Here is a 12301-nt window from a genome sequence, read left to right on the forward strand (position 1 = left end):
TTACTAATATTTTTTATCTGGTGCGACCAAGAGCCGGAATACCATCGTGGCAATCATTTTTTCCTCGTCGGTGGGAAGGACATAAATTGTAACGGAACTCCCGGTGGTGCTGATCAGGGAAGCATTTTCGGCATTTCTCTTCTCATCCACCTTGATACCCAGAAATTCCAGTCCCTGGCAGATCCTCCATCGGATGGCCGCTGCATTCTCCCCGATACCTCCTGTGAATACCAGGGTGCCCACTCCGCCCAAAACAGCAGAGAAGGCCCCAATCCATTTTTTCACCTGGTAACAAAACAGGCTGATCGCCTCGACGGCCCTGATGTCCGATCCTTCTTTCTCCAGCAGGTCATGCATGTCCGGGCTTATTTCGGATACGCCCAGCAAACCACATTGATGATTCACCAGGTCATTCAATTGACCGGTTGACAGGTGATCCCTGCTAATGATATGCCCTACGATGCAGGGGTCCACATCCCCGGGACGGGTACCCATTATAATACCGCCTGCCGGTGTAAAACCCATGCTCGTATCTATGCTCCTTCCATTCTTTATTGCTGTGATACTGGCCCCATTGCCCAAATGGGCCAATAATATGCGCCCGTTCGCCGTTTCTGCTCCTGCAATACGGGTGAGCTCTTCCAGGATATAAGCACAGGACAGACCATGAAAACCATAGCGCCGGACTCCTTCACGGTCATAGCGACGGGGTATCGGCAGCAACTGCGCCACCCTCGGCATGTCTGCGTGAAAGGAAGTGTCGAAGCAGGCCGCCTGTGGCAGCTGAGGGTACCGCTTCCGAAATATCTCTATGAGCTCAATTTCACCAGGAAGATGGTCGGGATCAAATACGCTGTTGCGATGCAATTCGTTCATAAGGGCCTCGTCTATAAAGACTGCGTGGCTATGGCCGGGACCATACACTATCCGGTGGCCGATGGCCCTTACCTGGTCGAATCCCTTTTGTTCCGCAACCCAGTCTGCCAGAAAAAACGCTGCCTCTCTTATATCGGATGCCTTTGCCGGGTAAGTTTGCCGGTCGCCTGTCCTACTATTCGTCCACGTCAGGGTGGGATCATCCAGACCGATGCGGTCGATCTTCCCCCGGATCAATCGCGCAGGCGGTTCACCTGCAGCATACAGCGCAAACTTGATGCTGGATGATCCGCTGTTAATAGTGAGAATATTCGTTGTGCCAGGCATAACATTTTTTTTAAGACTTACCGCTGCCAAAGTATTCGGTTCGATTCCAGAGGAACCCGTATATCCCCGTACCCTGGTATCACCCGCACCGTAAAGTCGGATGCCGGTCGTGACGCGGGAACACTTGCGCGGTATATAAAAAGCTGTGCCGGCATTCCCTGCGGATCGTCAGCCAGCATTTTTTCCCGCAGAGCACCAGCGCCATCCACCCCGTCCGCATACAGCTCCACCGACACTGTGTTAGGGTCGAGCCCATTTAGAAATACCGCCGCAGTAAAATGATGAATCCTATCGTCTGATTGGACGGCAGGCGCTTCAATGCGTATACCGGTCCATTTATGTTCCAACTCATGAAGCCGGTCCACAATTTGCACAGCCCCAGTTCCGTTGCCAGCCGTCCGCTCATGGTATGCGCGGGCCGCGGGCAGATAGTATCTCTCCACGTATTCCCTTACTGCCCGGTTGGCCGAGTACTGAACTGTCAGCCTTGACATGCTCTCCCGAATCTTCGCAACCCAGGAAACAGGGATGCCTTTGTCATCACGGGCATAAAAGGAAGGGATCACTTCCTGCTCCAGCAAATCATAGAGAGATTGAGCTTCCACCGCATCCCGGCTGCTATCATTCCCGTGGTCGAGCCCGTCCCCCAGGGCCCATCCAACTGATGGATCATACGCTTCCGCCCACCAGCCATCCAGTTCGGATATATTGAGCCCACCATTCACCAGGACTTTCATGCCGCTGGTGCCGCAGGCTTCCCATGGTCGTCGGGGTGAATTGATCCAAACGTCCACTCCTTGTACAAGCTGTTCCGCCAGCAGCATGTCATAATCACTCAAAAAAGCGATGTGCCCGTGCAAATTGTGGTTATTGATGAATTGCACCCAGTCCCGGATAAGGGCTTGACCTTCCCGGTCCGCTGGGGAGGCTTTCCCGGCGATCAGCAGCTGGACAGGCTGGTCTGTATTTGTTAATATTTTGATCAACCGTCCCGGGTCCTGCAACAATAGATTGGGACGTTTATACGTGGCAAATCTGCGTGCAAAGCCAAGTGTTAGTGTTGCGTGATCGAAGAGCTTCTTTGCAAACCCTTCGGATGCCGGCGACCCTTCGCTAGAGGTTAATTGTCTCGCCACCCTCCCTCGGATATGTTTGATAAGCTCTTTGCGGGCGTCGGAGCGCATCTGCCAGATGCTTTCATCCGAAAGACAGCACATATGATGGCAGAGCTTTTCTGTATCGCCTACCCAACGACCTTTGCCGCAAGTCTCCGTCCAAAGTTGATCCGCATATTTGGAATCCCAACTGGGCATGTGCACACCGTTAGTGACGTATCCGACAGGGACTTCATGTTCCGGCCATCGGGGAAACAGCGACTGAAAGAGCGTCTTGCTCACCTTTCCGTGCAGCCGGCTGACCCCATTCACCGCCATGCTGCCTCTGATAGCGAGGTACGCCATATTGAAATACTCGGCCGAGTCATCGGCATCCCGGCGACCAAGCGCCAGAAGATCGTGTAAAGATACTCCCAGCTCGTCCTTTGCATATATTCCAAGGAATTGCCCGATCAGCGAGGGGTTGAAATAGTCGAAGCCCGCCGCGACCGCCGTATGGGTAGTGAACAGGTTGCCGGCGCGGGTAGTTGCCAGGGCCACTTCAAAGAGATGCCCTGTCTTTTTCATATAGCTGCGGGCGCGTTCCAGCACGAGGAATGCCGCGTGGCCTTCATTCAGGTGGCAAACTTCCGGATCGATGCCAATTGCCTCAAGCAACCGCCATCCTCCGATGCCTAGTATCAGCTCCTGTTTGATCCGCATTTCGGGACCGCCACTATACATTTCTCCCGTAATTCCACGGTGGACCGGTGCATTGGCCGGATCGTTACTGTCCAGCAAATAAAGCTTTGTCCTCCCTATCCGCACCTCCCAGGTACGAAGCCATACCACGTCACCCGATAATGATATTTTTAACCGCAACCATTCACCGTCTTCACGTCGAAGAGGCTTTATAGGCAATTGTCCGGGGTCATTGTAAGGGAATAGCGCCTGTTGGCGCCCATCTCTGTCGATCTCCTGACGAAAATAGCCTTGTTGATAAAGCAGACCTACGCCGATCACCGGCACGCCCAGGTCGCTGGCCGTTTTCAATTGATCTCCCGCTACGTTCCCCAATCCCCCTACATAGATCGGCAGGGCTTCACTCAGCATGAACTCCATGCTGAAGTAGGCGACGCATGTAAGAGGTGTATCCGGGTACTGCTGTTGAAACCATGCAGACCCCGATGCGGCCTCTTTCTCTGATTGGATGATCTTATCCATCATCTGACGGAAATCGGAATCCGCCAGGCAACGCTTAAATTGATCACGGGAAATGGTCTGCAAAACAACCCACGGATTATGGGTAAGATCCCATAGTTCAGGATTCAACTGACGCCACAGTTCATCGGCGGCATGATTCCAGCACCAGCGCACATCCAATGCAAGCATCTCGAGTGAATCCAGACCCGGCAGGTCCGGCATGTCATTATAGAGGATCATGGCTTTTTACTTTCCTATACCTGCAAAATGGATGTCTGCCGGCAATAATATTCAGCCTTATGATGATCTCTTCGTCGGACAGAGAGGACCCTTCCTTTTTCTCTTCATTTTTGTCCACCTGCATGCCAGGATTTCGGTCAATGACGGAATGTAAAGGGTGACCAGGGAAAACTCTTATCGAATGGTTGTGCATAGTAAAGAATTTAGTATTTCAGAATAGTGTGCCTGTCAAAATTATTACAGGATATCAACGGTGACCATGATCACCGTCAATGCCGGCCTTGATTCGAGTCATAAATCTCCGGCCTGAGAAAAATCAGATTATAGCCTGATCCAGATCATAAACAAGATTTTCTGGCAGGATTACCTTTAAAACACGATTCAAAGTCCACAGCGACATGAAAAAACTGATCTCTATATTCTTTATCTTCATTTACCTGAACACGGCGTTGGGGGTGGGTATAGATATTCATTTTTGCGGAGGGGGCTTTGCAGATGTTACGATTGTCGGTCTGGGTCATGCCCACTGTGATTGCCCGCCGGGCAGCATGCCGCCCGGATGTTGCAAGAACGTAGTTACCTTTTGCAAAACGGATAATCATAAAATACAGGCAGCAGAAACGACGATCAGCATACAGCATTGGATCGAGGCGCCAGTCTTTTTCCCGGACTACATAAGTCCCCTTCTACCCCTTGGATTTCAGGGCCAACCCGATCCGGACCCTCACCAGCACAGAGTTAAATACGCCTCCTTCGCCGACCTGTACATACTCCATCAGGTTTTCAGAATATAATCCTTCTCCCGGTATTTCCTTGTTACGACTTCACATTTGTTGAAGACGTGCATTCCATTCCACATAGCATTATTTGTGCTGTCATGGCAGTCTAATACATGATTGAACTCCTTGACATACTCTTACAACATATTTAAAAATTAAAAAAATGAAACAGAATTTATTCCTGGCAGTATCGTTTTTTTCCATTCTTTCTTTCAATGCTTCAGCTCAAAAAGACAGTAGCGGGATCTACAAGACGGCAGCAGACTTTCAACAGGGAAAATTGTCCTATGCCATCAATTATAAGACAGAAAAACACAAGATCAAAGACAATTTGCTGTTCAACGAATCGGAAATAAAGGTCAAACATGAAGGGACAGCTTATACCCTTAAGAAGGCCGATACGTATGGCTATAGGGACACAAAAGGTGTTGATTACAGGTTTGTCGAAAACAAGGTTTACAGGATACTTAGCAAGGGGGATGGATTGATCTTATACGTATACCAAAGCCCTACAGGCTCCACTAAAGGCAGCATTAAATATGTCTCCCAGTATTATTTCACCAAGGACATAGCGTCAGCCCCGCAGGTACTGACCAAGGAAACCCTAAAAACGGCCTTCCCGGGCAATCACAAATTTCATGATGCCATAGATGCCACCTTTAAAGAGGATAAGGACTTGGCGGCCTATGATAGTTTCCATAAGATGTATAAGATAAATCATATTCTCTCTGTCAATAAATAAGTTTAAATCTTCAAATCCAACTTTATGGCTTGCGGAAATAACTGCACTTGCAACGGCGATGGCTCCCGGAGAAATTTCCTTAAGAATTCCATTGCCGCCCTAACCACCGGGCTCGCAGGAGGCGCCCTTATCGATGCTTTTGCATCCTGCAACCCACCAACTACAAAGAATGATGAATTGGTGCATGTGATGACGCATGACGGTAAGATGGTTTCAGTCGCCCGGTCGCAGGTAGCCGATTTCAAACCGCATATTTCAGATGAAGATGTAAGAAGAGGCATCCCCGGCAAGAAGTTTGTAATGGTGATCGACCTTTCCAAATGTGATGGTTGCGGAAAATGTACCAAGGCCTGCAATAAAATGCACTACCTGCCATCCAATAAGGAATGGATCGAGGTGCTTGAGATGCAGGATTCGCCCAAGGAGGCCCCCTATTATTTTCCTAAGCCCTGTTTTCACTGTGATAACCCGCCCTGCACAAAGGTCTGCCCGGTGGATGCCACTTTCAAAAGGGAAGACGGGATCGTAGGGATCGACACAGACCGTTGCATCGGGTGCCGGTTCTGCATGGCCGCCTGTCCGTACTCCGTCCGGCTGTTCAACTGGACGGAGCCCGTCAAACCGGATTTTATAGAGCAAACACCAGCCGCCGAACATGTTTTCCAAAGCAAAAAAGGGTGTGTCGAGAAATGTGATTTCTGTCCGCATATGGCCAGAGAAGGCAAATTGCCGGCCTGTGTGACGAACTGCCCCATGAATGCCATCTGGTTCGGGGATGCCAATGAGGATGCCGTCACCTGTTTCGACGGTACGACGACCAAACTGTCTCAGCTGTTGGAAGATGGCGCAGCTTACCGATTCATGGAAGAGCTGGGCACCGAGCCAAGGGTATACTATCTGCCGCCGGTGAACCGTACCTATTCCACCAAAGACATGAAGATTGAAAAAAAAGAAGCTGAAAAATAAAAAATGACTGTATGGAAAAGCTAAGCCAGGATATAAAAGACCGCGTCGAGCTCGAGCTCCTGAGCACGGTCGGTCGCCGCTACCGGCAGGAAACATTCTGGGTAATATTTCTTGCCCTGGTATGTATAGGAGGGACAGTGGCCTGGATCATTCAATTACGAAAAGGATTAGGAGTGACAGCAATGCGGGACTATGTCTCCTGGGGATTATACATCTCGCTCCTTTTCTTCTTCGTAGGGGTGAGCCTGATCGGGGCGTTGATCTCCTCGATATTGCGGTTCTCGGGCGCCAAATGGCGTTATCCCCTGATCCGCATTGCCGAAGCGGTCACCTTGTCTGCCATACTTTTTGCAGGCTTTATGCCCGTGCTGGATATGGGCCGCCCCGAACGGCTGTATTTTTTGATCACCCATGGCCGGATACAATCTCCCATCCTCTGGGATGTCCTGGCTATCGGCACTTACTTCTTTGGAAGCGTCATCTTCTTCTACCTGCCCCTGATCCCCGATGTGGCGATCATGCGGGACAAGCTGACGGATATTCCTGTCTGGCGAAAAAAGGTTTATCGTCGGCTCGCTATGGGCTGGGAAGGAAATCCCACGCAGCGCAGGCTATTGAAAAAAGCTATGTGGCTGATGTCGGTGGTGATCCTTCCCGTAGCCGTATCCGTACATACCGTCAGCGCCTGGCTGATCGCCATGACCCTCCGGTCAGGCTGGAATACCAGCATCATGGGGCCCTATTTTGTTTTCGGAGCACTGATGGCCGGATGCGCCATTATGATCCTGATCATTGCCATTTTGCGTCACGGATATCACCTGGAGCACTACCTAACGCCTACGCATTTCAGCAGACTGGCGGCCTGTTTGCTGGCCCTGACAGCATTTTACCTATACCTGAATGTCAACAAATATGGTGTGCCTGCCTATAAAATGGCCAAGGATGAACGATATCTCCTCCAAGACCTGTTCACCGGCAGACAGTCCCTCCTGTTCTGGTTCACCCAGGTGGCAGGCCTGCTCCTGCCCATCGTCCTGCTGTCCTTCAAGCGGATCAGGGAGTCGATCAAAGGTGTTGTATCGGTAGCTGTAATGGTGTTGCTGGGCGCCCTCATCAATCGCTACCTGATCGTGGTGCCCAACATGCTGCATCCTTTTGTGCCGATCCAGCATGCGCAGCCGGGCTTTGCGTCCTACAATCCCACGCTGATAGAATGGATGATCACGGCTTCCTCGCTGGCAGGCTTCGTATTGCTCATTATCCTTCTGTTCAAGCCATTCCCGGTGATCACCATGTGGGAAGTCATAGAGGGAGTAGAAAAAAGCGGGGAGCAGGCAGTCGGTGTAGAACATTTGTCCAACATTCAAATCATACAAGGTCATGGCAAATAAGAAGAACTTATTGATCGCATTATTAACGGCAGGGATCAGCGCGATGGCCCAGGAGAAAAAAGATGGACTGATTACCCTGCAGTTGGGCGCCAACGATACCATGCATACGGTGACAGCGCAAGTCAATGACCTGGCGACAAAGGCGCCATTGAAAGGAGTCGAGATCACCTTCTATGTCCAGCGGACGTTCGGGGTCATGAAGGTTGGCAACGGCACTACCGATACCACTGGAGTCATTACCGCCGAATTCCCGCTTAGCATTCCGGCCGGCGATACGCTGGGGAATTTGATCGCCCTGGCAAAAGTGGAGGACAATGCCGTTATCAATGATACTATTTTCCGGGCGACAATTAAAACAAAACTGTCCTTCCCAGCACATACACCGGTAAAAGCCGGTCTGATCAGTTCTACCCCGCCGCTTTGGCTTCAACTTGTTTTCTGGCTCGTTGTAGCCATGGTGTGGGGTTCATTTGCCTACGCCCTCTATCTGGTCTATCGAATTAAAGCCAGCGCTTCAAAAAAAATATTTATTAACCAATAAGCAAAACAAAATGAAAACAATTGGCCAACCTCCGTTTTATTCAAGCTTCTTCCTGGCTACCGTGATAATTGCTTTATTCCTTGGCATATCATCCTTTGTAACCTACCAACAAACACCCTGGAAGGCGCCTGCATCTGCGGATGCCAAAAAGAATCCGCTTGCATCGGATGCCGCTACGATAGCTGCCGGCAAGGAAGTCTATGTCAAAGAATGCCAGTCCTGCCACGGAAAAAAGGGAAAGGGTGATGGTCCTTCAGCTGCGACCCTGGATATCCCTGCGGGAAACTTTTCAACAGCGGCTACACAGGGACAAAGTGATGGCGCTTTGTTCTGGAAAATAGAAGAAGGCCGGAAGCCAATGCCTTCCTTTAAGAAGAAATTAACGGAAAACCAGGCATGGCAGACAGTGGTCTTTATAAGAACCTTAAAATAAACAGCACAAACGGATTTTATGAAAAAAAGATCAATACTACTGCCGGGACTGCTACTGATGGTCTTTTGCACAACACGGGCTCAACAGTTTACCCAGGAATATATCGACAGTCTGGTGAAAAGCAGCGTGAGGTCCCAGGTTGGTGGCGGCAGTAAATTCGCTCTGGTGGGCTATACCGGCCTCGCCGCCAAATTCAGCAAAAACGAAACCTCATTCACCAACCTTATATTCGATCCCATTTTATTGTGGCAGCCACATCAAAGGATCCTGGTAGAAGCCGAATTGGAAATGGAGCTGGAGGGCGGTGAAACACATATCGAGCTTGGATATGCAGATGCCTCCTTCATTGTAAATAAATACCTAACCGTCCGCGCCGGAAAATTTCTTGCGCCATGGGGGATTTTTCAGGACAGGCTGCATGCCGGATGGATCAACAAGCTGCCCACCACACCCGTTGGCACAGGAGAGGATGACTGGGGAATAGGGCCAACGGCGGAAATAGGCGTCGACCTTAGAGGTGGAATTCCTTTGGGTTCGGCAAAGATGAACTATAGCTTTTACCTGGCCAATAACGCGCAACTGATTACGGATGTAGCAGATCCCTCCAAACAGGGCACGCTGACCTATGGTAATATCGATGCCAGCAATAACAAGAAGACAGTTGGTGGACGCATCGGCTTTTTACCGTTGTCCAATTCATCCCTGGAGATCGGGGGATCGTTCCGGAACGGGAAAGTGGGAGATAAAACCACCACCTATAAGAATACCGGGGCACAACAATACGCGCTGGACCTCACGTATGTCGAACAGCTGGCTTTTATCAAAGGCATGTTTGACGTAAAGGCCCAATGGAACTTTGAGTATATTGACAAGGCAACCTATGCGGATCCTGCCGATCCTACGGGAAATACCACTTACAGCTTCGACAATAAGCGTAACTCCGTGTTTGCCCAGGCTGCTTACAGGCCGAATATGTCCCAAAGTAAGTTTTTGAAGAAAACAGAGCTGGTATTCCGGTATGCGGGTCTGAACCCGGCGGATAATCTCAACGGGCCCGGAAAAATAAAACAATATACCTATGGGGTAGACTACTGGTTCAACTGGCGTACTGTCGTAAAGGCGGCCTGGCAATCACAGCAGGATAACAACGCATTTTTTGTGCAGGTGGCAATAGGTTTCTAATTTTTGTACAGCAAAACATAAGTATATGAAACGAAATACAATGATCATGTCAATAGCGGCTTTAACGATAGCAGCCGTCATAGTCGAAAGCTGTGTTTCTACCAAGGTGACCGACAAAAGCGGCAGTCAGCTATGGAGTGAGAACTGCCAGCGCTGTCACAATACCCCACCTAGTTCCGCCTTTACGGATCCCGAGTGGAGTGTGATCAACATGCACATGCGACAACGGGCCATGCTGACGGACGAAGAATACAAAAAGATCTCGGCATTTATGCAACAGGGTGAGTAAATGAAAATGTTCAATCATTTGAAATGAAAGGCTTATTGATCATATGGTTTCTGTGCGCGGGGATAGCATCATCGGCACAGATATATTCCACACGATTCGGGAGAATAACAGTGCGTGGAAGGTATCAAGAGAAAAGTGTGACTGCGGTGAGCTACCTCCTGCGTGTGCAGGTAAACGATGACCGGTCTGAGATCCATATGCGATTGGGTATCCCTACAATGTCGACGAACAATGATTCATTGAATGCCCGATTGCAGCAACAGGTAGGAAACGAAGCATATTTTGACGGGAAGATGAATATAAATCATATAGAAACACATTCGCATCCCCAACGCAGGTTCCTTACAAATGGAACGCTGGCAATCAACGGTTCGATCAGGCCTTTCAGCTTCACTTCAACATTGGAGCATTTCCCGGTTGGCAGTGCAACTTGCAATCTCAGTGCTGAATTTGTGATCGATCTGAAAGAGTTTGGCATTCTTACCCGGCCTGGTGAAAACAAAATAACCGTTGGGTTTAATCAACTCATCCTGAAGAGATAAATATGAGATCAATTCATGATATCGACCTGTCGCCCAAGAAGGGAAAGAAATACTGGCGCGGCTGTCACCGTGAATGGCGGGAAGAGTTCATTTACTTTGTCCTGGTAGACAGGTTCCATGACTCCGCCAACCGGCACCCAATGGATTTTACAGAGCGCCATCCGGGATTCGGAAACCCCCACCAGTTGCAACAAAGCTGTGGCGGCACCCTTAGAGGAATTATCAACCATATCGAATATATTCGGAACCTGGGTTGTACTTCCATCTGGCTGAGCCCGATATTCGGGAATAATCCGGAATCCTATCACGGCTACGCCATTGAAAACTACCTGGAGATCGACAAAAGATGGGGCACTAAGGCAGACCTGGAAGAGTTGGTGGAAATAGCTCATGACCTGGATATGCGGGTCTTTCTGGACATAGTGCTCCATCATTCCGGCAACAACTGGAGCTACCCGGGGAACATGGAATACTATTACTACAATGGCATGCAATTCCCCCTGGAAAGCTGGCGGTATGCCGATAAGCCTGTTCCAACGGAATTGCGCAATCCCGACCTATACAACCGAAAAGGACAGATAAGGGATTTCGAGGCAATGCCCGAAGTACGGGAGGGAGATTTTTTTCAGCTGAAGACCTACCGGAACGATGATTCCAGGGAAGCGCTGTATGTACAGGACCTTCTTATCACCTTGCATTGTTACTGGATACGAGAAACGGATATCGACGGCTTCAGGGTAGACGCCGTCAAGCACATGCGAGAAGAGTCAATCAGCCGCTTTTGCTCTTATATTCGGGAATATGCCTATTCCCTTGGGAAGAGGAATTTTTTCCTGTTCGGTGAGCTGCTGGGAGCGGAGGAAACATACAACCGCTACATCGGCCCCAAGACGGCCATAACCATAGACGACAAGAACCTTTACTATGGACTCAACTCCGTACTGGATTTCCCCTTGTACCATATATTGGAAGGGGTGATCAAGGGACTATCTTCCCCTGAAAAGCTGATCGAGCGCTATGCGGCTCTACAGCATAATGCACTCAACAGAGGTGAATATGGAGAGTACCTGGTGACCTTTATCGACAACCATGACCAGGTGGGGAAAGATCTTAAAGCCCGGTTTGGATACGATGCCACTCCCTCTCAAATTATCGCAGGCATTGGCTTTTTGCTTTGTGCGCTGGGAACCCCCTGCATCTATTATGGGACGGAACAGGGCCTGGAAGGACGCGGCAGCGGAGACTGGTTTGTCAGGGAAAGCATGTTTAACATGGCTGATGTCAATTCCAACCTTTTGAATGGGCGATCAGCCATTTACCAATCCATTGCGACTATGGCACGTCTCAGGAATTCGAGCCCTATCCTTAAGTTCGGAAGGATGTATATGAGAAGGACGTCGGAAGACGGTCTCTCCTTTCATTTGCCGGTATGCGCTAAATGCATATTGGCGTTTTCAAGGATACTTTTCAATGAAGAGGTCCTGGTAGTGTATAATTCCTCCATCAGTGATGCCAAGGTCGAGTATGTGGAAATAGATTATCGAATCAATAAGAAGAGCTCGTCCATGAAAAACCTGTTTGGATATGACAGTTGTGTAGAAGTGTTGCAACAGGAAAAGGACGGGAGCAAATTGCGGTATGTCAGGCTGTATTTAAACCCTATGCAATTCGTCATTTTAAAAAACGTATAAACGCT

Annotated in this window: 12 protein-coding genes; 10 read left to right on the forward strand and 2 right to left on the reverse strand. The window is 49.5% G+C overall.

Features of this window, described 5'->3' with window-relative positions:
• Positions 1-3: 3 nt before the first annotated feature.
• Both VHE34_RS16520 and glgP read right to left on the reverse strand, forming a co-directional pair.
• Positions 4-1203 (reverse strand): acetate/propionate family kinase, encoded by a 1200-nt coding sequence (locus tag VHE34_RS16520; protein ID WP_325589929.1) that lies wholly within the window; start codon positions 1201-1203, stop codon positions 4-6.
• A 17-nt stretch (positions 1204-1220) separates the two neighbouring features.
• Positions 1221-3740 carry an alpha-glucan family phosphorylase gene (gene glgP, locus VHE34_RS16525; RefSeq protein ID WP_325589931.1) on the reverse strand — a complete coding sequence of 840 codons (2520 nt, stop codon included), beginning with the start codon at positions 3738-3740 and terminating at the stop codon, positions 1221-1223.
• Between the two features lie 398 nt (positions 3741-4138).
• On the opposite strand from glgP, the gene VHE34_RS16530 reads away from it, so the two are divergent.
• The 10 genes from VHE34_RS16530 to VHE34_RS16575 all read left to right on the forward strand — a co-directional run bounded on the left by VHE34_RS16530 (position 4139) and on the right by VHE34_RS16575 (position 12296).
• Positions 4139-4534, forward strand: a complete 396-nt coding sequence (locus tag VHE34_RS16530; RefSeq protein ID WP_325589933.1) for an HYC_CC_PP family protein — start codon at positions 4139-4141, stop codon at positions 4532-4534.
• 148 nt (positions 4535-4682) lie between these two features.
• Positions 4683-5261: a hypothetical protein gene (locus tag VHE34_RS16535; RefSeq protein WP_325589935.1), complete on the forward strand. Its 579-nt coding sequence runs from the start codon at positions 4683-4685 to the stop codon at positions 5259-5261.
• Between the two features lie 24 nt (positions 5262-5285).
• Positions 5286-6227, forward strand: a complete 942-nt coding sequence (locus VHE34_RS16540) for a 4Fe-4S dicluster domain-containing protein (RefSeq protein WP_325589937.1) — start codon at positions 5286-5288, stop codon at positions 6225-6227.
• An 11-nt stretch (positions 6228-6238) separates the two neighbouring features.
• Entirely contained in the window at positions 6239-7618 is a 1380-nt protein-coding gene (nrfD, locus tag VHE34_RS16545; protein WP_325589939.1) for an NrfD/PsrC family molybdoenzyme membrane anchor subunit, read from the forward strand.
• Positions 7608-8159, forward strand: coding sequence for a hypothetical protein (locus VHE34_RS16550; protein ID WP_325589941.1), 552 nt, complete (start codon positions 7608-7610; stop codon positions 8157-8159). Before nrfD ends, VHE34_RS16550 begins: the two co-directional genes overlap by 11 nt.
• 10 nt (positions 8160-8169) lie before the next feature.
• The gene (locus tag VHE34_RS16555; protein WP_325589943.1) at positions 8170-8592 is read left to right on the forward strand and encodes a c-type cytochrome; all 423 of its coding nucleotides are present in this window, start codon (positions 8170-8172) and stop codon (positions 8590-8592) included.
• A gap of 18 nt (positions 8593-8610) precedes the next feature.
• The gene (locus tag VHE34_RS16560) at positions 8611-9774 is read left to right on the forward strand and encodes a hypothetical protein (RefSeq protein WP_325589945.1); all 1164 of its coding nucleotides are present in this window, start codon (positions 8611-8613) and stop codon (positions 9772-9774) included.
• Between the two features lie 25 nt (positions 9775-9799).
• Positions 9800-10063: a cytochrome c gene (locus VHE34_RS16565; RefSeq protein ID WP_325589947.1), complete on the forward strand. Its 264-nt coding sequence runs from the start codon at positions 9800-9802 to the stop codon at positions 10061-10063.
• Positions 10064-10086: 23 nt separating this feature from the next.
• Entirely contained in the window at positions 10087-10605 is a 519-nt protein-coding gene (locus VHE34_RS16570) for a YceI family protein (protein WP_325589949.1), read from the forward strand.
• A 2-nt stretch (positions 10606-10607) separates the two neighbouring features.
• Positions 10608-12296 carry an alpha-amylase family glycosyl hydrolase gene (locus VHE34_RS16575; protein ID WP_325589951.1) on the forward strand — a complete coding sequence of 563 codons (1689 nt, stop codon included), beginning with the start codon at positions 10608-10610 and terminating at the stop codon, positions 12294-12296.
• The last annotated feature ends 5 nt before the right edge of the window (positions 12297-12301 follow it).

It is taken from the genome of Puia sp. (assembly GCF_035546395.1).
Classification (GTDB): domain Bacteria; phylum Bacteroidota; class Bacteroidia; order Chitinophagales; family Chitinophagaceae; genus Puia.